The sequence below is a fragment of the Micromonospora sp. CPCC 205554 genome (genome assembly GCF_036902745.1).
Taxonomy (GTDB): domain Bacteria; phylum Actinomycetota; class Actinomycetes; order Mycobacteriales; family Micromonosporaceae; genus Micromonospora; species Micromonospora tulbaghiae.
In genome coordinates this window covers 70,713-96,094 of sequence record NZ_JBAKHP010000003.1, presented here as the reverse complement: position 1 = coordinate 96,094, position 25,382 = coordinate 70,713, and the positions used below count along the sequence as shown (strand labels likewise).

Here is a 25,382-nt window from a genome sequence, read left to right as displayed (position 1 = left end):
TCGCACGTGCTTCCCCGGACAGCATCCTCGCTACGTCAAGTCGCAAAATGCCGTGACGAGGATTTAGAATCGAGAAAGTTGACACAAAAAGCAACAGAGGCGGCCGGTTTGCTACTGTAACCGCCAGCAACGGAGCGCAGCAGCTATCCAATGCGACCAACAAACAGAGGTAATGAACGGCTGAATCGCAGGCAGTCGGCCTACCGACATGCATAGATGACGGTCTTAGGAGTCTCCATGTGACTCCGGTTTGATCTTGGTGGGCAGGGTGAAGCGGCCGGCGCGTGGGCTCGCGCCGGCGGGGAGCCGATTGGTTCAGGCTGCCGCGCGGATCACCGGTGCCGGTCGAGTGAATGTCTTGCGGTCGCGGATGAGTGCCCAGAGGACGTCGACGCGTCGCCGGGCGAGGGCGAGTATGGCTTGGCGGTGGTTCTTTCCTTCGGCGCGTTTCTTCTCGTAGTAGGCGCGGGAGGTGGGGCATTCTCGGGCGGCGGTGAACGCGGCCATCCACAGGATGTGTCGCAGTCTTCGGTGGTAGCGGCGGGGCTGACGGTGATTGCCGGAGACCGTTCCGGAGTCGCGGGAGACGGGTGCCAGGCCGGCGTGGGCGGCGAGTTTGGTGGGGCTGTCGTATTCGGTCATGCCGGCGGTGTGGACGAGTAGTTCGGCGGTCAGTAGTGGGCCCATGCCGGGCAGGCTCCCGATGATCGGCGCGAGGGGGTGCTGGTCGAGCTGTTCGGCGATGAGGTCGTCGACGGCGGCGATGCGTTGGTCGATGGCGAGGATCTCGGTGGCCATCTGCCCCACCACCACGGCCGCGGCACGTTGGCCGGGGAGCGTGACGGTCTGCTGGCGGGCGGCGGCCACCATCGCCTCGGCGACCTGGACGGCGTTTTTCACGTGACCGCGTCGGAGTAGGGCGGTGATCCGGTCGACGCCGGCGTGCCGGATTGCGGCCGGGGTCTGCCAACAGGCGAGGACCATCATCGGGGCCTTCCGGTTCAGGTCCACAGCGCGTTCCAGGGCGGGGCTGATGCCGGTGAGGAGTTCCTGCAGCCGGAACAGGGTGGCGACGCGCTGGCCGACGAGGTCGGCGCGGTAGCCGGTGAGCACGCTGAGTTCGGCCAGGAGCCGGTCGGAGGGTTCCAGGATCGGAATGTCGGGGCGCAGGCGGATGGTCTGGGCGATGACGACCGCGTCGCGGGCGTCGGTCTTGTTCTCCCCGGCGAACGCGGCGGCCATGTGGAACGCAACGGTGCCGGAGACGTAACGAACCTGCACCTGCCGCCGCCACAGCAGGGTCAGCAGCAGCGCCGACAGGCCGGTCGTGACGTCGACCGCCCAGCAGACCCCACGGCCGTGCGTTGACACCTCGGCCATCACTGTCAGGAGCGCGGTCTCGTCGTTGGCTACTCGACGGGAGTAGACGAGCCGGCCGTCACCGTCGACAGCGGCGACGTGGTGGTGGGTCTTGCCGATGTCCACGCCGATCCACAGCTTCGCCACCGTCGTGCTCTCCTTCGTCGGTCGGCTTTTTCTCGAATGCGCCTCGTCTGGGGTTCGGGTTTGCCGGCATCTTCTAACGATGCGAACGCAGGTCGCGGATCTCCATCAGCGGTCTACCGAATCTCACAGACGACGAAGCGGCGGGTGGCATCTCCTACCGTGAGCCAAGCGATCTCGACGAAACACACGCAGCCATACCCACCGCTCTCGGGCATCTCCGGGTCTACGGCCGCCAGGGCCGCGCCCGTTCAACCCGGCCCGCCCGCGGAGCGAGAAGTGGGTGGCACCTCGAGGCTCAGCCACGATCACGGCGGAACACACTTCAGCCCTCCCCACCCTCGGACCCCGCGGGCGCGGCAACCCTGAGCCTGCCGCCGTCTCCGGCCGGCACCCCGGACACGATGTGCGGGACCTGCGAGCATCAGCGCTCCACCGAGCGCGGGGCAGGCGTTGGGCATCGTGGCCCACGACGGCTGGTCGCCGGCCGCCGCTCCGCGACCGGCCCGATTGCCACGCCAACCGTCGCCGCAGCGGCTTGAATGGTGGTGTGCAGGTCAGCAAGGACGGGCGGGGCTGGTGCGTCGGCACTGCCGCCGACGTGGGCTGGATCGCCGGGCACACCACTGCCGGCGTCTCGATCACCACCGCCATCCCGCCGATCTTCGACGCCTACGCCACCACGTACCAGACCGACGACGTCACCGCCACCGCCTACGAGCACGCCCTGATCGAGGACCTCACCACGCATACCCCCGACCAGCCGTGGTGGCTCGCCTACCTCGACACCGGCGCCCACGACGTCGTCTTCCCCCACGCCCCGAGGGTGTGCCTCTACTGGAACTGGCCGTACGTGCTGGTCCAGGCCGGCCCCGAACAGGCCCTCACCTGGCGGACCGGTGGTCATATCCGCCGCCCGCACGGCGCGCTGCCGGACATGTTCTTCCCCGCCGACCTGTCATGGCTGGTCTCCGCTCTCTGGGACGACACCTGGACCTGCGTCGGCGGCCCGGCACCACTGATCCACACCCTGGAACATGACCCGGTGGCCAGTGCCCGCCAGGTCCGACCTGGCGAGGACGCGCTGCCACCGGGGCTGACCCGCGAGTGACGACCCACGCCCCACGCCCCGGGCAGCGGGCAGCGGGCAGCGGGCAGCGGGCAGCGGGCAGCGGGCAGCGGGCAGCGGGCAGCCTCCGATCATGGCTAACGCCCCCACGTCTCGGCGGGACGGCAGTCGCTGGTCGGTTTGCCGTAGATCCGCTTCCCGTCCGGGTCCGCGTAGCAGTGCTCGAGTTGGTCTTCGGCCTGGAACAGCGGACGCCTGTCGATCTCCGTCCCGCGGGCGTCGTAGCTGACCAGTTCAGGGTCGTTGCCGGCCTTGAGTCGGGCGTCGTTGGTCATCAGGCCGAACGCGCCTTCGGACAGTCGTGCTGTGGTGGTGTGGCCGTCGCCGTGGTCGAGTACGAGCCGGTGGACGCGGCTGCTGGCCCGGCCGCTGACGCTGACGTCCCCGCCGTCGTGCTCGGTGGAGGTCAGCAGCAGCCGCTGCACCGGCCCGGGCAGCAGGTCACCGTGCGGCCACGGCTCAGTGGCGCCCCCGCCGGACTCCCGGGCTGTTCCCGCCCCGTCCACGTCGCAGGTGGCGTAGCCGACGTCGTTCATGAACAACACCAGCGCACGGTCACCTCGCTCCGTGGCCACCGCCAGGTCAGCCAGGGCCACCGGAACGGGTCGCTCCCCTGGTGCCTGGCGGGTCTGTCGTTGCGGGGAGTTCCACTGCAGGCACCGCTGCGCCGCGTCCCGCAGCGTCGGCGACAGCTCACCGGCCCCCATGGCCAGCACCTGCATGGTCGAGCGCTCCGGCCGGTCCCACACCACCGCCGCGGCACCGGAAGCCACGGCCAGCAGCACCGCCGCAGCAATGGCGATCCGCAGTCGTGGAATACGCGGCGGAGGCGGGCTCACGAAGCCGAGGATCCGGGCCCGCATCGCGTGTGCCGCATCCGGCGGCAGGTCCCGCTCCGCGGGCAGGTCGAGAATGTCGTTCACCGCTTCCCCTCCTGGATCTCCTCTGGCATCAGACGGGTCAGGCGGCTGCGCGCACGGCTCACTCTCGACCGCACCGCCACCTCGCTGATGCCCAACACGGCTGCCGCGTCCGGGTACGACACGCCGGACCACAGGCACAACGCCACCGCCTCCCGCTCGGCCGGCGGCAATCCGCGGACCACCGAGAGGACCTCGGTCATCCGCCTTTCGTCGTCGAGCCGAGCGGAAACCTCGTCTGCGAGGTCACCATCGGCGTACCGCTCACCCGGTAGACGCCGTAGCAGCGCCAGCCACCGGCGCGCGGACCGCCACTCCGAGCGGACCGTGTTGGTGGCGACGACCAGCAGCCACGGCAGCGCCGAACCGTCCACCAGGCGGGCGTCGTGCCGGCGGCGCCACGCGACGAGGAACGTCGCCTGAGTGACGTCCTCAGCCGTCGACCACGACCCGGTCAGCCGGAACGCGTGGTTGTAGACCGGGCGGGAGTATCGGTCGAAGAGCCGACCGAACGCCGCCTCGTCGCCGGCGGTGATCGAGGACCACAGTTCCTCGTCCGGCGGCCATACTTGATGCCTCACACCACACTATGGCCGCCCACGCCGACCTTGTTGCAGGCCGACGGTCGACGTCTGAGGTCGTGGCGCCGGCGCGAGAGCCGCAGCGCGTGAAGGCGATGGTGGCCAGCTCACCGGGCGGCGGACCAGGCGTCAGGTGTCGAGGCCTGCGAGGTTGAGGCGTTCGAGCAGGCTGGGCTTGCGGGCGTGCGCCGCCCGCAGCTCGGCCAGCCGGTGTTGGAACGATGCGCTGTCTCCGTCGCGTTCGCCGAGGTCGCGCAGGTCGACGAGGAGTTGTACGGCGGTGTCGTACTCGCGGGGCTTCTTTGTGGCGATGAGTTCGTTGACCCGTTGCCAGGCGGTGGGTTGGTCGACTGCGAGGGTGTCGAGGTGCCGTTGCCGGGCTGCTGCGGCGGAGCGTTCCCGGCGGACCCGGTCGTGTTCGCGCAACTCGGCATCCCGTCGTTCCCGCACGGCACGCAGGTCCGCAGCGGCTGCGAGCAGTTGACCGGCAGTACGGACGGCCGTCGGCGTGGACGCGTCGACGGGATGCGCGTCGCGGTAGCGGCGCAGCAGTCGGTTGCGCAGGTGGCTTTCGCCGCTGGTGATTAGGTCGGTCAGGATGGCGTCCTTGTCCCGGGCGTGTAGCCCGACGACCCACTTCCGTAGTTGTGCGGCGGTCGGTTCGCCGGAGGCGTCCGGCGGCGACCCAGCCGCCGCGGCCGCGATCAGGTCGGGGTCGATGCGCAGGAACTCGGCGACGGCGGTGAGCGGCGCGTCGAGGGTGTCCAGCCCGGCGGGGACGGGCGGTTCGGGCTCGTCGTCGGTGATCTCCTCGGACTGTACGCAGCGCAGCCAGGCGAGGTAGAGCAGGCGCAGGTCGCCGGCGGCGAGGCTGGCCCGGACCGGGATGATCGAGGTGAGCAGGCCGTGGCCGTCGAGGTCCCACTCGTCCGCGCCGTCCTCGTCCTCGTCGTGGAGGTCGATGATGACATGCTTGCCGGCAGTCCACGCGGATGCGCTGTCGCCCTGGCAGTACCGGGCGACGGTGGCGGGGTCGAGCACTTGTTTCGGTAGCCGGAGCATGAGCTGGCGGGTGCCCCAGTTCGCCAGGTACAGGTGCGCGTCGAAGTACCGTTCCATCAGCTTGCGAGGGTCGCCCTTGAAGTCGCCCCACTCGTAGGTGTTGACGAAGCTGGTGGCAGTGATGTCGGCCCGTGTCGACAGCGACCGCAACTCGGCCCGCTCCCGGCCGGTGAGGGGACGGTCGACGGCGGTGAACTCGTAGTACTGGTACTCGCTCACCGTGGCCTACCTCCCGGCCCAGTGCCGGTAGGCATCGATCCACGCGGCACCGTCCGGCATAGGGGTGAGTAGCGGAAGGTCGAGAAGACCGACACGTTGCCGGTGGCGGCCTCGGGCGCAGACCGCGACGATGCTGTCCGCGGCCAGCTCGATCTTGCCTATGGTGACCTCGACGCCGAGGACGGTGGTGGTGAACGGCACCGCCAGATGCTCCTCGATCATGGCGAACAGGCCGGCACGCTCGTCCTCGTGACCGTCCGTGTCGACGGTGGCTTCCTCGATCATCGCCTCCAACGCGGCGGTCCCCTTCGATGCCATCGGCGGAGGATAGCGGACCGGTGTCGAGGTGTTCGGAGCCTGATACGCGAGGATGGTCGGCATGGGCTCGGTGGCCGAGTCCGTCGATCTTCGGCGGGAGGTGGAGCGGTTACGGGCGGAGAACGCCCGGCTGGCGCGTCTGCTGGAGCTGCGCGGCCAGGACACGACTGCGGCGCCGGAGCAGTTGTCCGCTCCGGTTGAGCCGCCAGGGCTGGTCACCATGGCTTCGCCGACTCGGGACAAGCTGGCGCTGTTCGCCGACCGGTTCCGGGCCCGGGCCGACGTGTACGCCGTGCGGTGGGACAACGCCCGTACCGGCGCTGCCGGCTGGATGCCCGCGGTCGCGGGCGGTTGGCGTAAGGGTATGGACCGGCGGGGTGCCACCTACCTGCCCCGCACGACGGAGGTCGTCGCGGCGCATCTGGTCGGCGACGTGTTCATGGGCCTGTATCCGCTGATGCCCGGCAACACCTGCCACTTCGTCGTGGCCGACTTCGACGGGCCGACGGCGGTGCTCGACGCCCTCGCGTACGTGAAGGCGGCACGGGCCAGCGCGGTGCCCGCCGCGTTGGAGATCTCCCAGTCGGGCCGCGGCGCCCACGTGTGGGTCTTCTTCACCGGCGCTGTTCCCGCGGCCACCGCGCGGTCCCTCGGCACCGTCCTTCTCCGTGAGGCGATGGTGCTGCGCGGGTCGATGGACCTCCGCTCGTACGACCGGCTGTTCCCCAACCAGGACGTGCTGCCCGAGGGTGGCTTCGGCAACCTCATCGCCGCGCCGCTTCAGGGTCGCCGCCGCAAGGACGGACTGACCACCTTCCTCGACCTCGGCACCCTCGAGCCGTACGCCGACCAGTGGGCGTTCCTGTCGACGCTGGATCGGCTCAGCCCTGGCGACGCCGAACACGTCGCCCGGCAGGCCAAGCACGCCCTCACCGGCGCGGACGTCGCGACGATGAGCCGGTCCACCGCGACCCAGGTCCACCCTCCGCTCCCTGCGGTGGTCCACGCGGAGGCCGGTGCCGGGCTGAGCATCGACGCCAGGCAGCTCACGCCCGCCGCGCTGGCGACGTTCAAGCACGCCGCCGCCATGACCAACCCGAAGTTCTACGAGCTGCAGCGGCTACGTAAGTCCACCTGGGACACCCCACGCTTCATCCAGGGCTACGACCTCACCCTCGATGACCGCCTGGTCCTCCCCAGGGGCCTGCGGCACACCATCGCCACGATCGTCGAGCGCGCCGGGTCACGGCTGGCCGTCACGGACGTACGAAACTCCGGGACCGAGATCGACGCCGCGTTCACCGCCGAACTCACCAGCAGGCAAGCCAACGCGGTCGGCGCTCTGCTCGCCCACGACGACGGGATCCTGGTCGCTCCACCCGGCTCCGGCAAGACCGTCATGGCCTGCGCCGTGATCGCCGAACGCAGCACCTCCACCCTGGTTCTCGTCGACCGCAAAGCCCTAGCCGACCAGTGGCGCACCCGCGTCGAGCAGTTCCTCAGCATCAAGCCCGGTCAACTCGGTGGCGGCCGACGCAAGCTCACCGGCACCGTGGACATCGCGCTGCTGCCCTCCCTCGCCCGGCGCGACGACGTCGCCACCCTGACCCAGGGGTACGGGCACGTCATCGTCGACGAATGCCACCACCTCGGCGCCGCAGCCTACGAGCACTCGGTCAAACGAGTCGCTGCGCAGTTCTGGCTCGGCCTCACCGCCACCCCCACCCGACGCGACGGCCTCGGCCAACTCGTCACCTGGCAACTCGGACCCGTCCGCCACACCCTGACCGACGAGGAACAAGGCACCCTCGCGGCCGCGATGCACACCGACGCCGGACCCCGTCGAGCGCTGTTCATCCACGAGACCACATTCCAACCCGGCGACGTCGACCTGGACGCGCCCGGCGCGCTCGCCGAGGTGCACCGAAGGCTGGCCCTCGACGAGCCCCGCAACACCCAGATCGCCGACGATGTCGCCGCGGCCCTGACCCGCCGTCGCAACTGTCTCGTGCTGACCCGCCGGGTCGCCCAGGTCGAGGCACTCACCGCCCTACTCGCCGCACGCGGACATCAGGCGCTTGTGCTCCAAGGCGCGATGAGCACCCGCGAACGGCGGGCCATCGTTGACCGGCTCGACGGCGCCAAGGCCGGCGACGGCCTCCTTGTCGTCGGCACCACACCGTTCATCGGTGAAGGCTTCGACGCCCCCGCCCTCGACACCCTCTTCCTCGCCGGCCCGATCTCCTACGACGGCCTACTCGTCCAATGCGCCGGCCGCGTTATCCGCGCCGCGCCCGGCAAGGACCTCGCCGAGGTCCACGACTACCACGACCCGGCCACACCAATCCTCGCCGCCTCACTCCCACGCCGCATGCCCGGATACCGGGCCCTCGGCTTCACCAGAACATGAGCGCATCAATCGCGATCATCATGACTGGTCCGCCGGCTACAGAGCTACGACGTAAGCCAAGCGCGCTGGGCCTAGCCTGGTAGGCTTACGGGCCATGGGCCGGTTCTCCGAGGATGAGCTGCAGGCGGTCGTCTCCCGGTATGAGGCGACGCGGGCCGCCGCGCTGACCGAGCGGGACGAGCAGCTGCGGGCGTTCCACGCCGCCGGCTGGCGGCCGGTGGATCTGCAACGGGTCACCGGGTACAGCCGGGAGACGATCCGCCAGGCGCTACGACCGGAAGTCCGGCGGGCGACCAATCTCAGCCGACGCAGGACGTCACCCCAGCCGCCGGCGGACTACCGGCCCTACGGCGACCGGAAGCCCTACGTGGTAGCCGCGACTCTCGCCGATCTGCATGGCCCGACCGCGGGCACGGTGACGCTTCCGCGTCATCTCGACTGGTCCGGGCACGCCGAGTACGACCTCAACCGGCCCGCACGCCTGGCCAGCATGTACAAGGTGGTCCTCACCGAAGCCAGTACCGTCGAGGATCTGAACACCTGGCTCGACGCCGACCTCCTCCGGCAGCTCTGGCCCACCCTCTGGCTGCCGCCCCAGCTTCGCCAGCGCTGGGAGGACGCCTTCCCCGAACTCGCCGCGACCCGCAGCAACGCGGCATAGCGGTGGACCCGTTCCACGAACGCCTCGCCCGTACCGGGCTCGCGGCTGCCAATCGATACGGCTTCGCACTGGCCGGCGGTTACGCGGTGCAGGCGGCCGGGCTGCTGGAGCGGCCCAGTGAGGACGTCGACCTGTTCACCGCTTGGGACCGCCGCGACGAGTTCACCGCCGCGGTCACCGCCGTCGTGCACGCCTACCGGAACGACGGCCTCACCGTCGAGACCGAGCGGCAATACGACACGTTCGCCCGGCTGGCCGTCACCGACGGCACCCGGGTTTCCAAGGTCGAACTCGGCGTGGACTGGCGCGCCAACGAACCAATCCTCATGGCGATCGGACCCGTCCTCCACCCTGACGACGCGGTAGCGAACAAGATGAGCGCCCTCTACGGGCGAGCGTTCGCCCGGGACTTCATCGACATCGACGCCACCCTGCGGTCAGGCCGCTACACCCGCGAAGCCCTCCTCACCCTCGCGCAGCGCGCCGACCGCGGCTTCGACCCGCGCATCTTCGCCGACGCCCTCGGACAAGCCGCCCAGCTCGACTCCGACGACTTCACCCAGTACGGCATCACCGGCCCAGCGCTGGACGATCTCCGTAGCCGATTCGCGGAGTGGCGCCGCGACCTGCTCGACGGCGAGGAAGGGTGACTCGGTCCCGACTCCCGGCAGCGTAAGCCTGCACACGCAGGGCCCAGAACGTCCAGCTGGTCTTCGGCAAGCGATCGCAGCGAGCCCGCGAAGCGACCGGCACGCCACGAGGGACAGCAGGAGAAAGCAGGTCGTCGGCCTGTGGACACCGGCAGACCGTCGTCTTAGGAAACCGATGCTCTATCCCCTGAGCTACGCCGTTCGCCCGGCCCGGGACCACACGCCGAGTCTCCATGCGGCTCCGATTGATCTTGTCAAGCAGGGTCGACTGATCGGCGGGAGGTGTGCCGACCGGAATTCCGGAGAAAACCCCTCGGATTCACCCTCGACGAGATGCGCGACCTGCTCGCCGTCCTCGACGCCCTCGACCCCGCCACCGGCACCGAGCGCGCCGAGTTCCTCGACCGGCTCGACATGTTCCACACCGCCGCCACCACACGCGTCGCGGCGCTACGCGACCAACTCGCCACGGCCGAAGGCTTCGCCGACACCCTCCGCGACAAACTCCACCACCACGGCGGCCCCGCACTCTGAACACCGCCGTCGGCGCCGGCCAGTACGTGCCACGAGCGGGCCGCCATCCAGGTCGTGCCGGAGCGGGCGGTGATCCGACCGGTGCCGGCGTACCGGATCACGGCCGATTTTGTGGCACGCAAGGTTTCCGTCATCGAGCCCTCGCGGCCGAGGCCGACCGAGTGTGCCCGCGATACGGGCACGACGACCGACTCGGCGGTCCGCAGTACTGAAGCCTCGCGATCCGAACACGCTTGCCTCGCAAAGAGCCTCGCTCCGACGTCCAACTGCCACCCCAGCTCCGCCGACGCCGGGAGGACGCCTCCCCCGAACTGGCCGCGACCCCCAGCGACGCGGCATAGCGGTGGACGCCTTCTACTGACGCCTCGCCCGTACCCGGTTCGCGGCGGCCGATCGATACGGCTTGGCGCTGGCCGGCGGATACGCGGTCCGGGCCGACGCCGTCTGCTGTCAGGCCACGGGAGGAGCGGCGCTCAGTTGCCGGGGCCGGACGCGCCGACGGTGGGTACGGGCTGCCGGTCGATGTCGGGTTCGAGGTAGATCGCCGTGGCGATGGGCAGCGCCCGACGGATCCGCGCCTCGGCGTCGTCGATGGTGGCGGCGACGTCGGCTCCCCGGTCGGAGGTGCTGATGGCGATCTTCGCCGCGACCAGGAGTTCCTCCGGCCCGAGGTGCAGGGTGCGCAGGTGGATGACCCGGTCGACGCCGGGGGTGGAGACCAGCTCGGTGTGGATCGCGGTGACCTCTTCGGGCAGCGCGGCCTCGCCGATGAGCAGGCTCTTGGTCTCGACGGCGAGGACGACGGCGATGACGACCAGCAGGACGCCGATGCACAGGGTGCCGATGCCGTCGAACAGCGCGTTCCCGGTGAGCACGCTCAGGCCCACGCCGGACAGGGCGAACAGCAGGCCGAGCAGGGCGCCCGCGTCCTCCAGCAGGATCACCGGCAGTTCCGGGGCGCGGGCGTGGCGGACGAAGGAGATCCAGCTCCGCTTGCCGCGTACCTTGTTCGCCTCCTTCACCGCGGTCCGCAGCGCGAAGCCCTCCAGGGCGATCGCGATCAGCAGGACGGCGACGGCGATCAGCGGCGAGGACAGCTCGTGCGGGTCGCTGATCTTGTGGTAGCCCTCGTAGAGGGCGTACAGGCCGCCGAGGGTGAACAGGATGATCGCCACGATGAACGAGTAGACGTAGCGCTCGCGGGCGTAGCCGAACGGGTGCAGCGCGGTCGGGGCGCGGCGGGCGCGCTTGCCGCCGACCAGCAGCAGGGCCTGGTTCGTGGAGTCCGCGACCGAGTGCACGCCCTCGGCGAGCATCGACGCCGACCCGGTGATGCCGGCGGCCACGAACTTGCTCACCGCGATACCCAGGTTCGCGATCAGCGCCGTCACCACGGCCTTCGTGCTGCCCTCCGCCGCCATCGGCTGTTTCCCCTCGTCGTACGCCACGGTGTGGGTGGTCAGTGTGCCAGCGCCCCGGCGGACCGCTGACACAGGCGCCGACGAGCCCTTGCCCGGAAGCGCCCGAAACCAACCACACCGGCCGGAGCCGGCGTCCGGCGGCCCGGAGAGGTCTCCCGGGCCGCCGACGGCGGTGCTACTTGGCGCCGGTCAGGGCGACCAGGGCGTTGGCGGCCCGGAAGTACGGGTTACGGCCCAGGTCGCCGACGGTGGTGATGTTGAAGGCGTCTAGTCCTGGTAGGCCTTGCCGACCAGCTTGGTGAGGTCGGCGGTGACGGGCATGCGCACTCCTTCGAGATCCCGATCGGCCCAGACCTGGCTCACGCCTCCTCGTCGCCGCCCTCGTCGTCGCCGAAGGAGTCGAAGACCTCGTCGGCGACCATGCCGCCGGCGAAGCCCAGGGCGGCGCCACCCACCACGCCCGCGGCGACCGCACCCATGCCGGGGCCGCCGTGGCGCTCGTGGTGGTGCTCCTCCTTGTGGTGCCCGCCGGGGTGGCCGTACGCGGGCTGCCCGTAACCGGGGGGCGGGTAGCCGGGCGCGCCGTAGCCCTGGGCGGGCGGGGCGTAGCCGTGGCCGGTGTGCAGGCTCCGGTAGCCGTCGAGGGCCTGGCGGACCCACGTGTCGACCTGCGCGGCCCAGTCCACACGGTCGGCGTCGGCGTGTGCCGCGTGGTAGCGGCCGTACGAGTCGTGACCGCCGGTGAACAGGCCGCCGCGCTTGTCGAACTCCAGCACCACGTCGACGCCGTGCTCGTCGGCGACGAAGGTCAGCTCGACCTCGTTGACGCCGTGGGCGTACTGCGGGGCGGCGTAGTACTCGACCTCCTGGTAGAACGGCAGGCTCTGGTGCAGCCCGGAGATGTGGCCGCGTTCCAGGTCGGCGCCCTTGAACCCGAAGCCGAGCCGGCCGAACGCGTCGAGGATGCGCTCCTGGACCGGCAGCGGGTGCACGTACACCGGGTCCAGGTCGCCCTTGTCGATCGCGCCGCGGATCGCCACCTCGGTGCGCAGGCCCATCGTCATGCCGTGCAGGCGCTGCCCGTACAGGTCGGTCACCGGGGTCTCCCACGGCATCGCCACCTGGAACGGCAGCGACAACTGCCGGCCCTCACGCAGGTGCAGACCACCCGCCACCTGCACACGGTGGAACTCGACGAGGGCGTCGTACTCCTCCTCCGCGCCGTCGATCTCCACGCGGGTGACCAGCCCGACGGTGATGTGGTCGATCTCCACGTCGTGGCTGCCGCCGGTCAGGTTCACCTGCCCGCCCAGCATCAACCCCGGACGGGTGCTCGGATTGGACAGGACCGTATCGACGCTCGGGCCGCCCACCCCGAGCGCGCCCAGCATCTTCTTGAACACCACGAACCTCTCCCTCGACGACTGCCGACGCGCGACACGAGGATCGTGAGGAATTCACGTGAAACCCTTGTGCCACAACGAGATCAACGGCGTCCATAATGGAAGCCGTCGACCCGGGAAGCTACCAACGCCACCTGAGAAGTAGCTGAGTGGATTCAGGGGATCACTCTCTGGAATCGGGGTGGAACGCCGCGACGGCCCGCGTGGCGACGACGTGATCGCGGGGTGCTCCGGCAGCTCACCGCCGCCCGCCGAGGGACACCGACGACGAGGGCCCGGCGCGGAGAACGATCCTCCGTGCCGGGCCCTGGCGCCGGGTCCGGTCAGGCGGCGCAGGTCGCGGTCGCGCCCTGGCCGGTGCCGGTGCCCTGGAAGCCGAAGTTGGTCGTCTGGCCGGCACCGACCTGCCCGTTGTAGCCCACGTTCGTGAACCGGACGGTGCCGCTGGTGCCGCTGGCCTGGGCGTTCCAGGTGCCGGTGATCGCGGCGCCGCCCGGCAGCGCGACCGTCACGGTCCAGCCGTTGATGGCCGCGGAGCCGGCGGTGACGTTCACGCTCGCGGTGAAGCCGCCGTTCCACTGGTTGATCGCGACCGACGCGGAGCAGCCGTTACCGGTCGGCGGCGGCGTGGTCGGGGGCGCCGTGGTGGGCGGCGCGGTCGTCGGCGGGGCGGTGGTCGGCGGCGCGGTCGTCGGCGGGTTGGTCGTCGGCGGGGCGGTGGTCGGCGGGTTGGGCGCGCCGTTCGCCAGGCTGAAGGCCAGGTCCGGCTGGAACGAACCGGCCGTGTAGCGGCAGCCGTCCGCCTCACCCGGCGGCTTCACCCAGAGGTACGCGTCGATGTTGGCGTCGCCGGTGTTCGTCGTCGGGTACTGCCCGATGCGCCGGTCGGTGTTGTCGTCGGCGCACCAGTCCCCGGCGGCTCCCCCGTTGCGGCTGGTGTCGATGACCTGGCGCTTGCCGGAGATGCCCATGCCGTTGAGCGCCGAGATGACCGCCCGGCCGAAGTTCGCCTCGCTGGAGGTGGGGTTGAAGTTCGACACGTTGGTGAAGAAGCCGTCGGCGTACTGCACGCCGGCCGCCCGGAGCCGGTTGGCCGTGTCGTTGGCGCTGTTCCAGGTCGAGTGGCCGCCGTCGAGGTACACCTTGGCGTTCGGGTTCGCCGACTTGATGGTCTGCGTCGCCGTCGTGAGCGCCTGGTTGCGGGCGTTCAGCTCACCGGTGCTCAGGCAGGTCTGGAGCGCGAGCGAGTCGGTCTCCAGGATGATCAGGACGGTCTGGTTGCCGAGTCCCCGGGCGAAGTTGGACACCCAGGTCTGGTACTGGTTGAGGTCCGGCGCGCCACCGGCGCTGGCGCCGCCGCAGTCCCGGTTGGTGATCTCGTACACCGACAGCACCGGGATCTGCTGTGCCGCGTTGGCGGCTCCGATGAAGCTGGAAACCTCGGACTGGATGGTCGACGGGTTGAAGTTGGCGTACCAGCGCGCCTGCGGCTGGCTGGCGATCTTGTCGCGGATGACGGCGGCGCGGGAGTCGCCGGGGTTGGCCGCGACCCAGCGGACCACTGCCGAGCTCGGGTCACGGTAGAGCGATCCGGACACCGTGCCGGCGGATGCGCCACCGACGGCGAACCCGACGCCGGCCGCGGCGAGGCCCGCGACGGCGGCCACGCTGATGGCCGCTGATCTGCGGCGGGACGAGAGGATAGCCACGTCGTGTTTCCTCCTGATCACATAGACGTATCTAAGTTCATGGGAGCGTTCCCACGACGGTAACGGAGGCAGGCGTCGATGCCAAGATGTGAACCCCGGCCACTGCCCCGTAATCTGGGGGTGATCACCGGGCGAAAGGCCCGCCAGTCGACCGACGAGCCGGCGTGGGAGGAAGACCAGGCATGACGGCGCTACCAGGCCAGCGTCCGACCGCTGTGGATTCGCCGGCCGCCGGGCGGCCCGTCGACGAGGATCTGCGGACACTGTTCGGGCAGTCCATCGCCGTCTTCGCGGCGCTCACCGGGCCGACGCACGTGGTGGAGGCGGCGAACCCGGCGTTCTTCGCCGCCATCGGCGAGGAACGCGCACGCACCGGAGTCCCGCTCGCCGAGTTGATGCCCGAGCTGGACGGCCAGGGCTTCCTCGCCCTGTTGGACGAGGTCTACCGCACGGGCGAGCCCTACACCGGGCACGACGCCCGGATCATGCTGGGCACCGGATCGCAGGCGCGGGAGGCGTTCTTCGACTTCACGTACGAGGCACGCCGCGACGCCGCCGGCACGGTGACCGGGATCCGCGTGATCGGGGTGGAGACCACGCAGGTCAAGCAGGCGCAACGGCTGATGGCCGAACACCGCGCGATGCTGGAGCAGATCGCCCGGCAGGCGCCCCTGGCCGAGGTGCTCGACGGGATGGCCCGCTGCATCGAGAACCTCGCACCGCAGGAGGTCCTCGTCTCCGTCCTGCTCGCCGACGCCGACGGCCGGCACCTGCGCCACGGCGCCGCGCCCAGCCTGCCCGACTTCTACAACGAGGCGATCGACGGGATCGCCACCGGGGAAGGTGTCGGCTCGTGCGGCACCGCCGCGCACCGGCGGGAACCGGTCGTCGTCACCGACATCGCCACCGACCCGTTCTGGGCCGACTTCCGCGACCTGGCCGAGCGGGCAGGGCTCGCCGCCTGCTGGTCCACCCCGATCCTGGCCCGTGACGGCAGCCTGCTCGGCACCTTCGCCATGTACCACCGCACCCCGCGCGTCCCGCGGGACACCGACCTGGCCCTCGCCCGGGTCTTCACCGGCACCGCCGCCCTGGCCATCGAACGCCACCGCATCGAGGAGGAGAAGGCCGCCGCGGACGCCCGCGCGCGAGCCGCCCACGACGAGCTGGCCCGGGTGGTGCGGGCGGAGCGGGAGCTACGCGCCGAGGCCGAACAGCGCGCCGCCGCCGCCGCGGAACTCACCGCCCGGCTGCGCACCGCGGCTGCCGCGCAGGCCGCCACTCCCCGCCCCGAGCGGTGTCAGCTCGGCGGCGGCGACGGCTGCACGGCACCCGCCGAGATCAAGATCGCCGACTCGTGGGGCGACTCGGCGTGGGGCTGCCCGGTCCACGTCGAGGAGGCGATCATCAACGTCCGTTCGGTCTTCATCGCCAACGAGGAACTCGGCGGCCTGGCCGCCTACGTCAACCGCTGACCCATCTCCTAGCGCCGGGCGGGAGCGCCGGCCGACTCGCGAGCGGGACGCACGGCGGTGAACGGGCTCCGCAGGCGGGTCATGGATTCGGCGCTGACGTCCGCGATCGGACTGCGCTCGTCGTCGGTGGCCCCGAGCCCTTCCACACGGAAGGGGTTCAGGGCGAACGTGTTGTCGGGCACGTGGTGCTCCAAGGAAATCTGCACGGCAGCGCTCGACTCAGTCATCGCGGCTGGGAAACCGTGGGAGAAGCAAGGGGTGGCGATCAGTCATCGGTACCCCGCGTCGTCAGCCTAGCGCGCATCGGCCGGGCTGGCGCGCCGCGGCCGGAACCGGTGACGTTCTCAGAGCTGGACGACGTGGCCCACGCGGGGCGGCGTACGGCCCGCGAGGACGTCGAGCCACGCGTCCCGCAGCGCCTCCGGGCCGGTGCCGACCCGCACGTCGAGCCATCCGCTCACCACCTGGGAGAACCGCTGCCAGGCGTCGGCGAACCGATCGTCGAGACCGGCCCGGCCCCAGTCCTGGCTCCGCTTGCGGATGCGCACCGGCGCGAAGAAGACCTCCCCGGCGGCGCCGGCGTTGGGCGTCTGCTGGGTCAGGCCGACGGCGATGTCCCGGACGAGCAGGTCGCCGAGGTGCGCCCGCAGGGCGGCGCGAGTCGCGGGTGAGCCGGACAGGTCGAGGTAGACGGTCGGAACGGCGTCGAGCGCGCCGATGTCGTCGTAGGAGAGGACGTCGTCGTAGCAGCCCAGCGATCGGGTGAAGGCGAGGTTGCCGGACGAGGTGAGCCCGATCAGGCGCGGGCCGCGGCCGTGCAGCTCGAACGCGGCGGCGTACGCCGTCTTGCTCGACGCGGACGACAGCACCAGCGCCCGCGCCCCGTAGCCGTCCTCGTCGACGACCTGGTCGGCGAGCATGAACGAGGTGAAGAACAGCGGCCGGAACAGGATCAGCAGGTCCTCCTGCTCCGCCCGGTAGGCGGGGTCGCCGTCGGTGGCCCGGTAGGAGTTGTACGGCGAGGGCAGGTCGGCCCGGTGCGGGCTCGCGTCGCGGAACCCGGACGCGTCCACCCGGTCCGGGCGTACCACCAGGTGGCCGGCGGGCGGCAGGTAGCCGTAGACCCGGCGTCCCGGCTCGACGCCGGCCACCGTGGACGCGACGACCTCGGCGAAGCCCCACAGTGGCGGGAGCCCCCATGCACCGTCGAGCCCACGGGGCTGCGGCGGGAAGAACTCCCAGTAGCGCATCGCGTCGCCGAGCACCGCGTAGGTGACGTTGTTGGCGGTCAGGCCGACGCGGTCGACGCGCAGCAGCGCCTCCCCGTCGGCGAGGCCGGGCGCGGCGCCGTCGACGAGTGTGGTGCGAGCGAGGTCGTCACGGGCCACAGCGAACGTCCACGAGTCAGCCATGGCCTGACGCTAGGCAGCGGCGAAACCGGAGACAAGTGCACTGGGAGTGCAAAATCCCACTCGACGGCATCGTTGCGTGCCGCCGGTTCAGAGGTAACCGACACCCGTCAGCTCCGCCGCCGCAGCCCAGAGGCGCTTCCCGACGGCCGGGTCGGCGGCCTGCCGGCTCAGCCGCGCCTCGGCGACCGGGCCCCAGGTCTCGAAGAACCGGGACGGACCGAAGAACTGGCCGCCGCGGACGTCCGGGTCGGTCGCGGCTCGCAACTGCGGCAAGACGCCCCGCTCGACCGGCTGGGTGGCGAGCAGACCGAGCCGCGCGATCACCCGTCCCAGCCGGCCACGGTGTTCCCAGGCGCGCGGCGTGAGGTTGCTGCGGGTGAGACCGGGATGCGCCAGCGCGCTGACGACCGGCGATCCGGCCGCGCGCAGGCGGCGGTCCAGCTCGACGCCGAAGACGGTGGTGGCGAGCTTCGAGCGGCCGTACGCGGCAGAGGCCCGGTAGTCGCGCCCGGACATCAGGTCGCCGAAGTCGAGGCGCGCGTTCCGGTGGGTCAGGGAGCTGAGGCTCACCACCCGCGCCGCCCGCGCCCCGGCCAGGGCGTCCAGCAGCAGGCCGGTCAGCGCATAGGGGCCCAGCATGTTGGTGGCGAACTGGAGCTCGAAGCCGTCGGCGGAGGTACGGCGCGGTCCGAGCAGCACCACACCGGCGTTGTTGACCAGCAGGTCGATCGTCGGATGGTCGGCGGTCAGCTTCGCGGCGAACGCGCGTACCGATTCGAGGCTTGCCAGGTCCAGCTCGCGCACCTCGGTGTCGCCGCCGATGCGGCGGGCGGCCTGCCGGCCGGCGGTGGTGTTCCGCACGGCCAGCACGACGTGGGCGCCGTGGCGGGCCAGCTCGGTGGCGGTGACCAGGCCGAGGCCCGAGTTCGCGCCGGTCACGACGGCGACCCGGCCGCGCTGGTCGGGTATGCGGTCGGCGGTCCATCCGGTCATCTGCTGTTCCTCGGGTGCGGGGTTCGCGTCCGGCGATGACGCTAGGAGCGGTCCGGCCGGTCTCGGTCGTTCGCGGTTGCCTAGGTCCGCCGGACCTACCCTGGGCGCGCGGCGCCGCGTCAGACTGGCGGCATGAGCACCCCGCATCCGTACGCACGCGAGCTGGGCGCCTTCCTCCGCGCCCGGCGCGGTCGGCTGCGCCCCGGCGACGTCGGCCTGGAGCCGGGCGGACGGCGCAAGGTGACCGGCCTGCGGCGGGAGGAACTGGCCCTGCTGGCCGGGCTGAGCACCGACTACTACCAGCGGATGGAGCAGGGCCGGGAGGTGCGCCCCTCCGACGACGTCCTGGACGCGATCGCCGGCGCCCTCGGTCTGGACGACACCGAACGCCGGCACCTGTTCACGCTGGCCCGGGCCGCCCGGCGGCCGGTGGCCGCCCGCGTCGACCGCGGGCCGGAACGGGTGCCGGACAGTACCCGGCGGCTACTGCGGGTGATGGACACCCCGGCGGTCGTCCTCGGCCGGCATCTCGACCTGCTCGACTGGAATCCGATGGCGCAGGCGCTGCTCGGCGACCCGGCGGACCATCCGCCCGGCCGGCTCAACATGCTCCTGCTGCTGTTCGACGACGCGCTGACCGGGGGACGGAGCTGCCCGGACTGGGAGCGGCAGGCGCTGGACTACATCGGCATGCTGCGCGCCGCCGTCGCCGACGACCCGGCCCATCCCCGTGCCACCGCTGTCGTCGGCGAGCTGAGCATCCGCAGCGCGGAGTTCCGGCGGATGTGGGCACGGCACGACGTCCGCGCCTCGGTGAGCGGCTCCAAGACGTTCCGGGTGCCCGGACTGGGGGACATCGTCCTGGACTGGGACACCTATCCGCTGCCGGGCAGTCCCGGCCCGGTCGTGCTCGTCTTCACCGCCGAGCCGGGCAGCCCGGACGCGGACCGGCTGCGCCTCCTGGCGTCGTGGCGCGCTACCCGGCCGGCGTCCACCGGGCACCGGGTCTGATCGGCGGGCGCCGGTCACCGTCCCCGGTTGAGGCCGACGATCGCGCCGTTGAGGGCGGTGGCGAAGAGGGTCCACGCGACGTACGGGGCGAGTGCCGCGCCGGCGGGCCGGTCGCTGCGTGCCGCGCGGCGCAGCAGCACGAGGTTGGACACGTTGAGCGCGGCGATCTCGGCCAGCGCGGCGCCGGGCTTGCGGGCGCCGAAGAACAGGGCGGTCCAGCCCGCGTTGAGCGCCAGGTTGAGCGCGTAGCCACGGGCGAAGGCGGCGCGTTCGGGCCCGTCTGAGCGGTCCAGCGCCCGGGCGCCGGCCACCGCGATCAGCCCGTACAGCGGGGTCCAGACCAGGGGGAACGCGGCCGACGGCGGCTGCCAGGCGGGCTTGCGCAGGCGGCGGTACCAGCGCGACGAGGTGCCGGTGGAGGTGGCGGCGGCGCCCGCGGCGGCGGTCGCGCCGACTGCTGCAGCGGTCTTGACCAGGGTCGGTACTCGCATACCGCTCAGCTACCCGTCCGGCGGCGGATGAACCGCCACCGCCGGAAGATCCATTTCCGGTACGTCCCGATGCACAGATCCTTCATCTCTGGGTTTGGTATTCGTAGACAATTTTCATCACCGTCGATAGCCTCTCGATTCAGTGACACATGTCGATAAGGAGGCTCCATGCGACGGCTCATGCTCTCCTGCGCCCTGGCGGCGATCGGCGCCTGGGCGGTGGCGCCGGCACCCGCCGCGGCCGCACCTCGCACGACACCGGAACCCGTCACCGACGCCGTGACGGCGAAGCTTCTCGGCTCGGCCGGCACGGCCACCGCCCGCGCGACGGGCGCGGAGCGGACCCGGGTCACCGTCACCCGCGCCGACGGCCGGTGGGCCTTCGGCACCGCGGTGCTGCTGGCCGACCGGTCCGCGGACTCGCACCCCACCGGATCGGTCTTCCTCGCGAGGGCCGACGCCAGGGGCTGGACCGTCGCCTTCGACGGCGAGGCGTCGTTCGGCGACCTGGCCGCCACGTCACCGCTGGTGAACCAGGACGAGAAAGCCGTGTTCAGCACGCCTGTCGCACCGATGTACGCCGGGAGCGACTTCCGGACCGGCATGGCACTGCCGTTCGCGGTCGGGCAGACGTGGACGCTCACCTCCGGGCCGCACGGCTGGGGCGGGGCCGCCGCGCCGTGGAGTTCGGTCGACCTCGCCGGTGGCGACCAGGTGGTCCGCGCCGCGCGGGCCGGTACGGCGTACACGATGTGCACGGGATGGATCCGGGTCATCCACGACCGGGGCTACTCGACCGACTACTACCACCTGTGGAGCAGCATCTCGGTGAACGGCGCCGCCGTCGCGCAGGGCGCGTACCTCGGCTACACCGGCACCGACGTCACCTGCGGCGGCTCCGCCACCGGTCGGCACGTGCACTTCGGGCTGCGGCAGAACTCGGCGTACGTGCCGATCGCCGGGCACGGCATCGGCAAGTGGGACTTCGTCAGCGGCGCGGCCGCGTACCAGGGCGGCGCCCGGCACGGGTCCGCCTACGTCGGCGGGGGTGGCGGCGTCTACAACTACGGCGCGCTCGGCTTCAACCAGGGAGTCGTGGACGCCAACGGCGGCGGCACGCTGACCCGGCGCTCCGGTCCCGGCACGGGGTACGGCGCGGTCGGTTCGCTCGCCGACGGCGCCACCGTCACCGTCTCCTGCTCCGCCAACGGCACCTCGCACACCGGCCGGTACGGCACCACCGCGCTGTGGGACCGGCTCAGCGACGGCAGCTGGGTGTCCGACGCCTACCTGTCCACCGGGGTGAACGGGCCGATCAACGGCTGGTGCTGACCGTGCGGTCCGCGCGTGCCGGTGCCCGGACACGGCACCGGCACGCGCGGCGTATGACGCAGACGGGATGCACAGATCCATTGCCGTGCGTCGATGTCTGCCCATAGGCTCCCTGCCACCGCGTGCGGCCCCGGCGGGCGGCACACAGTCGATGTCTGGAGGGGACCATGGTCCGTTGGCGTAGATGTGTCGGCCGGATGGCGGCCGTGTTGGCAGTGGTCACCGCGGGAGCGGTCGCCGTGACCGCGCCGGCCGCGGCGGCGCCGGCCGGCGACATGACGCCGTACGTCGTCGGCGGCACCCGGGCCGCGCAGGGCGAGTTCCCGTTCATGGTCCGGCTCTCGATGGGCTGCGGCGGAGCGCTCTACAGCCCGCGACTCGTCCTCACCGCCGCGCACTGCGTCGGCCGCACCGGCACCAACACCAGCATCACGGCCACGCTGGGCGTGGTGGACCTCCAGTCCTCCAGCCGGATCCAGGTCCGCTCCAACTACGTCTACCGGGCCCCCGGCTACAACGGCAACGGCGACGACTGGGCGCTGATCCGGCTCGCCACCCCGGTCACCTCGCTCGCCACGCTCAAGATCGCCACTACCACGGCGTACGACAACGGCACCTTCACGGTGGCGGGCTGGGGCGCCGCACGAGAGGGCGGCGCACAGCAGCGCTACCTGCTCAAGGCCACCGTGCCGTTCGTCGACGACACCACCTGCAACCGCTACTACGGCGGCGACGTCATTCCGAGCGAGGAGATCTGCGCCGGTTACGCCAGCGGCGGTGTGGACACCTGCCAGGGCGACTCGGGTGGCCCGATGTTCCGCCGGGACGCCGCCAACGCCTGGATCCAGGTGGGCATCGTGAGCTGGGGCAACGGCTGCGCCCGCCCCAACTACCCCGGCGTCTACACCCAGGTCAGCACGTTCGCCTCGGCGATCCAGTCCGCCGCCACGAGCCTCGGCGGCTGACCGCGCACGGCGCGGTGGCCCGGTCGCGGCGTTGCGGCCGGGCCACCGCCACGTCCACGCGGATCCGCCGGTGACGGTGACTGCTACCTTCCGGACGCATGGACGACTCCCCTCGCTGGTACCGCCCGGCCCCCGACGTGCTGCTCACGGTCGGCAGCGCCACCGCGCTGCTCGGCTACCTGATCCCGTGGTTCCGCGCCAGCCGCCGCCACCAGTGGTCGTACTCGGGCTGGGCCTACCTGGAGGCCGAGGGCGGTTGGACCTGGCTGGTCGTGGTGTCCCTGGTGATCGCCGTCCTCGCCGGTCTCTGGCGCGGGCAGCAGGGCTCACGAGCTGTCAACCGCTGTCAGCGGCGCCGCTCGGCGACAGACAGACCTCGACCGCTACTTACGCCAGCGACTCGGCTCCGTGAGTTGCTGTGAGTGGCGCACGTCTTCACTTGCATGGCCACCGGAGTTACAGTCCGCGGCCCTCACCGACGCCGAACCGCCGTCGACTCCGGCCGGCGAAACCTGGCGATCGAACTTCAGCAAGTTCCCACCAACCGAGAAGGAGATGCCCATGGCCCCACACGTCGACCTCACGCCACGAGCCGTCCTGGGAGGGACATGGCCACACGCCGTGACCAGCAATCACGCGCGAACACACCACACCCGTCGTCGCCGACCACGCCCACGCGGACAACCGGCGGCGAGGCCCCGACCGCACACCCCGAGGGGGCGGATGCTCCGCTCCTGCCGGGGACGCTGTCGATGGCCCGTTACCTGACCGACCCCGCCACCGAGACCGAGATCCAAGCCTTGGCCGCTGAAGCCGGCCTCCCGACCGTTGACCAAGCCGCCACCCTCGCCCGCCTGCTCCGCCTACACCAACCCGCACCGCCACGCGCCGCCTGACCCGCGCCCGCCCCGCCTCGGGGCGGGCGCAGCCTCCTCCACCCGAACCCGCCGAGTGAGCAGCCATTGCGGCGGCGACCTCTGTCGCCCGCGACGAGGTGCGGAGCGAGGAAGCATGGGCTTGACGATCACCACCACGCCGGTGACATGGCGGGCGTAGAACAGGATTCAGGAACCGAGTTCTACCGTGGCGTACGGCTCCCACACGTACATGCCCTCGTCCCGGTTGAGGACGATGAGCTGGCACGAGGTGATCAGAGCGTCAGCGCTGATCTTCGGGGAGGCGGAGAGGGCCTCGATGAGCGGCGCTGCGGGACCGTCGGTGTTGGTGTAGGCCAGGCTGAGGTGAGGGTTGTAGGGCTCGGCGGCCTCGGGTACGCGGTCCTGCCCCCAGACGTCGGCGATGGCGGCACGGATGGCGGCGCGGAGTTGCCGCACCGGCTCGATCGGGTCGACGGCGATCTGGATGGACTCGGGATCGACATGAGGGGTGCCGATGGTGAGCTTGAAGGGTGACAGGCGCGAGCACCGGTCGGTGGCGGCGGCCACGATGGCGTCGACGTCGTCGGTGGCGACGTCTTGGACGAAGCCGATGCCCTGCATGGTGAGGTGAAGCCATCGGTTCGGAATGACGTCGAGGCTGGGCTGCGAAGACAGTAGGGACCGGTACTGGTCAGCGAGCTTCTCGACCTCGGGCTGCCCGTCGAAGGTGATGTGCCAGGTGTAGAAGCGGGAGCCGATGCCCCACCCCGGTCGCCAGTACCAGTGGTTACGGATATCGGTGGCGTGCGGGACTGCCATGGGTTCTCCAGGTTCAGGGAAGTTGCCGGGCGGCGCCGGTGGCGCAGAACTCGGTGATTGCTGCTTGGACACTGCGGGCCTCGATGCTCGTGCGCAGCGACGGGTTGCCGGCGATGTTGCGCCCGACGCCGCGCAGGCGGTGAACCAGCGGGTCGAGCCGCTGTTCGGGTGGTAGAGCGAGCACCGGTGACAGGGCCGAGACCGCGCCGTCGAGGCTGCCGGCTTTGAGATGTGCTGCGGCGGCCCAGATGCGGATCTGGGCGAGCGTGCCGTAGGCGACCGACGGGTCCGCGGCGGCTTCCGTCAGGGCGTGCTCGGCATGCTCGATGGCGTTGGCGGCCTCGCCAATGCGGAGCAGCACTGATCCAGCGTAGTTGTGTAGTCGCACCGTGCCGCAGGCGAGAAGGCCACCCACCGGGTCGCGGCTGGCATGTTGGCGGGCCTCTTCGGCGCGTTGCAGTGCTGCCCGGGCCGGCTCGACAGCGCCGATCTCCGCCCACGCGTCCGCTTCCTGGCACGCCAGCATGACCGCCGCGCTGCCCTCGGCGGCATGACCGTAGCCACGCACGGCGGCGTTGGCCGCGTCTTCGAACCGCCGCTCCCACAGGTGGGTCTTGCTGATCGTGGAGAGGACCCAGGCGCGGAGGGTGTTGTCGCGGACGGTCTCGGCGCACATCCAGGCGGTGCGTGCCTGGGACTCGGCTGCGGCCGGGTGTCCGAGATCGCCCGCCATCCAGGCGAGCAGTGTGCAGAGGTAGCCCGCCCAGGTGTAGAGCTCCCGAGACTGATCAGGGTTCTGGCGCCCGGTCTGCAGAAGGCGGAATACGCGGTCGGCCAGGAGCCCGGCCCGCGCGTAGACGACGACGGGCGGCTCGGTCAGGTAGTCGACGGCGATCCTGCGGGTGGAGGCAGCGACATCGTCGAGGGTGAAAGGCCCGACGTTGGAGGCTTGCGCCCATGCGCCGAAGCTCGCCGTGCGTTCTGCCACCGCTATCACCAGTTCCGTCTCGTCCTGCAGAGCGCCGAGGTCCCACCGCAGAGGCTCAGCCATCGCGCCAGGCGGTGCTGAGGATGCGACCGATGGTGCAGGCATCGGGGCGGCGTTCCTGCCGCCCAGCGCCGCTCGGTCTGCTTCCGGCATAGCGGTCAGGTCGTCGAGATCGACCAGACTGCCCGGTTCGGTGCCGAAGACCTGCGCCAGTGCGTTCAAGGCGGCCAAGGTGGGCCGACGACCGCCGAAGGGCCACCGCTCGTAGTCGCTGATCCGCGCCCCGGTGAACGTCGCCGAACCGTTTCCCTTGGCGTTCAATTTCTCGGCTACCGCGTCCTGAGTCCAACCATGGGCCTGGCGGAAGGCATCTCGGGGGCGCAGCCCGAAGCGGCGCTGCAGCTCGGCGGCGATGGCTGTGGGTGTCGCTCCGAAACCGGCCAGTGTCTGGCGTACGTGATCACGCTGCGCCTTGGTGCCCGTCGTCCTTGCCATCGC

The 25,382-nt window shown here is 71.1% G+C and carries 23 protein-coding genes and 1 pseudogene; 10 read left to right on the top strand and 14 right to left on the bottom strand.

Annotation, left to right across the window (positions count from 1 at the left end):
• Positions 1-315: 315 nt before the first annotated feature.
• Positions 316-1,506 (bottom strand): IS110 family transposase, encoded by a 1,191-nt coding sequence (locus V6U82_RS06260; RefSeq protein ID WP_091113578.1) that lies wholly within the window; start codon positions 1,504-1,506, stop codon positions 316-318.
• A 547-nt stretch (positions 1,507-2,053) separates the two neighbouring features.
• Here V6U82_RS06260 and V6U82_RS06255 point away from each other — a divergent pair.
• Entirely contained in the window at positions 2,054-2,614 is a 561-nt protein-coding gene (locus V6U82_RS06255; RefSeq protein WP_181726474.1) for a hypothetical protein, read from the top strand.
• A 95-nt stretch (positions 2,615-2,709) separates the two neighbouring features.
• Here V6U82_RS06255 and V6U82_RS06250 read toward each other — a convergent pair whose 3' ends face one another.
• From V6U82_RS06250 to V6U82_RS06235, 4 genes are all read right to left on the bottom strand, one after another.
• Positions 2,710-3,555 (bottom strand): hypothetical protein, encoded by an 846-nt coding sequence (locus V6U82_RS06250; RefSeq protein ID WP_334459785.1) that lies wholly within the window; start codon positions 3,553-3,555, stop codon positions 2,710-2,712.
• Positions 3,552-4,133: an RNA polymerase sigma factor gene (locus V6U82_RS06245; protein WP_091113571.1), complete on the bottom strand. Its 582-nt coding sequence runs from the start codon at positions 4,131-4,133 to the stop codon at positions 3,552-3,554. The genes V6U82_RS06250 and V6U82_RS06245 overlap by 4 nt, the downstream gene beginning before the upstream one ends.
• 129 nt (positions 4,134-4,262) lie before the next feature.
• Entirely contained in the window at positions 4,263-5,414 is a 1,152-nt protein-coding gene (locus tag V6U82_RS06240; RefSeq protein ID WP_334459782.1) for a hypothetical protein, read from the bottom strand.
• Between the two features lie 6 nt (positions 5,415-5,420).
• Positions 5,421-5,732, bottom strand: a complete 312-nt coding sequence (locus tag V6U82_RS06235) for a hypothetical protein (RefSeq protein ID WP_334459781.1) — start codon at positions 5,730-5,732, stop codon at positions 5,421-5,423.
• A 61-nt stretch (positions 5,733-5,793) separates the two neighbouring features.
• Between V6U82_RS06235 and V6U82_RS06230 the strand changes: the two genes are divergently transcribed.
• The 4 genes and pseudogenes from V6U82_RS06230 to V6U82_RS06215 form a co-directional block, all read left to right on the top strand.
• Positions 5,794-8,142: a TOTE conflict system archaeo-eukaryotic primase domain-containing protein gene (locus V6U82_RS06230; RefSeq protein WP_334459780.1), complete on the top strand. Its 2,349-nt coding sequence runs from the start codon at positions 5,794-5,796 to the stop codon at positions 8,140-8,142.
• A 94-nt stretch (positions 8,143-8,236) separates the two neighbouring features.
• The gene (locus V6U82_RS06225) at positions 8,237-8,803 is read left to right on the top strand and encodes a hypothetical protein (RefSeq protein ID WP_091044878.1); all 567 of its coding nucleotides are present in this window, start codon (positions 8,237-8,239) and stop codon (positions 8,801-8,803) included.
• A 2-nt stretch (positions 8,804-8,805) separates the two neighbouring features.
• Positions 8,806-9,453: a nucleotidyl transferase AbiEii/AbiGii toxin family protein gene (locus tag V6U82_RS06220; protein WP_047891456.1), complete on the top strand. Its 648-nt coding sequence runs from the start codon at positions 8,806-8,808 to the stop codon at positions 9,451-9,453.
• Between the two features lie 300 nt (positions 9,454-9,753).
• Positions 9,754-9,987 (top strand): annotated as a pseudogene (locus V6U82_RS06215) (MerR family transcriptional regulator); the annotation flags it as partial.
• Between the two features lie 473 nt (positions 9,988-10,460).
• Here the strand turns inward: V6U82_RS06215 and V6U82_RS06210 are convergent.
• From V6U82_RS06210 to V6U82_RS06200, 3 genes are all read right to left on the bottom strand, one after another.
• Entirely contained in the window at positions 10,461-11,408 is a 948-nt protein-coding gene (locus V6U82_RS06210) for a cation diffusion facilitator family transporter (protein WP_334460306.1), read from the bottom strand.
• 359 nt (positions 11,409-11,767) lie between these two features.
• Positions 11,768-12,814, bottom strand: a complete 1,047-nt coding sequence (locus V6U82_RS06205) for a sporulation protein (RefSeq protein ID WP_334459777.1) — start codon at positions 12,812-12,814, stop codon at positions 11,768-11,770.
• A 320-nt stretch (positions 12,815-13,134) separates the two neighbouring features.
• Positions 13,135-14,520 (bottom strand): glycoside hydrolase family 6 protein, encoded by a 1,386-nt coding sequence (locus tag V6U82_RS06200; RefSeq protein ID WP_334459774.1) that lies wholly within the window; start codon positions 14,518-14,520, stop codon positions 13,135-13,137.
• A 182-nt stretch (positions 14,521-14,702) separates the two neighbouring features.
• On the opposite strand from V6U82_RS06200, the gene V6U82_RS06195 reads away from it, so the two are divergent.
• Complete coding sequence (locus tag V6U82_RS06195; protein WP_334459772.1) at positions 14,703-15,995, top strand: GAF domain-containing protein; 1,293 nt, start codon at positions 14,703-14,705, stop codon at positions 15,993-15,995.
• 8 nt (positions 15,996-16,003) lie between these two features.
• Here the strand turns inward: V6U82_RS06195 and V6U82_RS06190 are convergent, their stop codons facing one another.
• The 3 genes from V6U82_RS06190 to V6U82_RS06180 all read right to left on the bottom strand — a co-directional run bounded on the left by V6U82_RS06190 (position 16,004) and on the right by V6U82_RS06180 (position 18,400).
• Positions 16,004-16,222, bottom strand: a complete 219-nt coding sequence (locus V6U82_RS06190; protein ID WP_334459771.1) for a hypothetical protein — start codon at positions 16,220-16,222, stop codon at positions 16,004-16,006.
• A 117-nt stretch (positions 16,223-16,339) separates the two neighbouring features.
• Complete coding sequence (locus V6U82_RS06185) at positions 16,340-17,407, bottom strand: DUF2855 family protein (protein WP_334459770.1); 1,068 nt, start codon at positions 17,405-17,407, stop codon at positions 16,340-16,342.
• 87 nt (positions 17,408-17,494) lie between these two features.
• Positions 17,495-18,400, bottom strand: a complete 906-nt coding sequence (locus V6U82_RS06180) for an oxidoreductase (RefSeq protein WP_128137560.1) — start codon at positions 18,398-18,400, stop codon at positions 17,495-17,497.
• A gap of 132 nt (positions 18,401-18,532) precedes the next feature.
• Here V6U82_RS06180 and V6U82_RS06175 point away from each other — a divergent pair, with 132 nt between their 5' ends.
• Positions 18,533-19,411 (top strand): helix-turn-helix transcriptional regulator, encoded by an 879-nt coding sequence (locus V6U82_RS06175; RefSeq protein ID WP_334459769.1) that lies wholly within the window; start codon positions 18,533-18,535, stop codon positions 19,409-19,411.
• A 14-nt stretch (positions 19,412-19,425) separates the two neighbouring features.
• On the opposite strand, the gene V6U82_RS06170 is transcribed toward V6U82_RS06175, so the two are convergent.
• The gene (locus V6U82_RS06170; protein ID WP_128137562.1) at positions 19,426-19,902 is read right to left on the bottom strand and encodes a TspO/MBR family protein; all 477 of its coding nucleotides are present in this window, start codon (positions 19,900-19,902) and stop codon (positions 19,426-19,428) included.
• Positions 19,903-20,070: 168 nt separating this feature from the next.
• Between V6U82_RS06170 and V6U82_RS06165 the strand changes: the two genes are divergently transcribed.
• From V6U82_RS06165 to V6U82_RS06155, 3 genes are all read left to right on the top strand, one after another.
• A complete protein-coding gene (locus V6U82_RS06165) occupies positions 20,071-21,234 on the top strand; it encodes a peptidoglycan DD-metalloendopeptidase family protein (protein ID WP_128137563.1) in 1,164 nt (387 codons plus the stop codon).
• Positions 21,235-21,401: 167 nt separating this feature from the next.
• Positions 21,402-22,199 carry a S1 family peptidase gene (locus tag V6U82_RS06160; RefSeq protein ID WP_334459767.1) on the top strand — a complete coding sequence of 266 codons (798 nt, stop codon included), beginning with the start codon at positions 21,402-21,404 and terminating at the stop codon, positions 22,197-22,199.
• A 98-nt stretch (positions 22,200-22,297) separates the two neighbouring features.
• On the top strand, positions 22,298-22,621 hold the full coding sequence (locus tag V6U82_RS06155) for a hypothetical protein (RefSeq protein WP_334459766.1): 324 nt from the start codon (positions 22,298-22,300) through the stop codon (positions 22,619-22,621).
• A gap of 642 nt (positions 22,622-23,263) precedes the next feature.
• Here V6U82_RS06155 and V6U82_RS06150 read toward each other — a convergent pair.
• Both V6U82_RS06150 and V6U82_RS06145 read right to left on the bottom strand, forming a co-directional pair.
• Positions 23,264-23,896, bottom strand: a complete 633-nt coding sequence (locus V6U82_RS06150; protein WP_334459765.1) for a 2'-5' RNA ligase family protein — start codon at positions 23,894-23,896, stop codon at positions 23,264-23,266.
• 13 nt (positions 23,897-23,909) lie between these two features.
• The gene (locus V6U82_RS06145; RefSeq protein WP_334459764.1) at positions 23,910-25,379 is read right to left on the bottom strand and encodes a helix-turn-helix domain-containing protein; all 1,470 of its coding nucleotides are present in this window, start codon (positions 25,377-25,379) and stop codon (positions 23,910-23,912) included.
• Between the last annotated feature and the right edge of the window lie 3 nt (positions 25,380-25,382).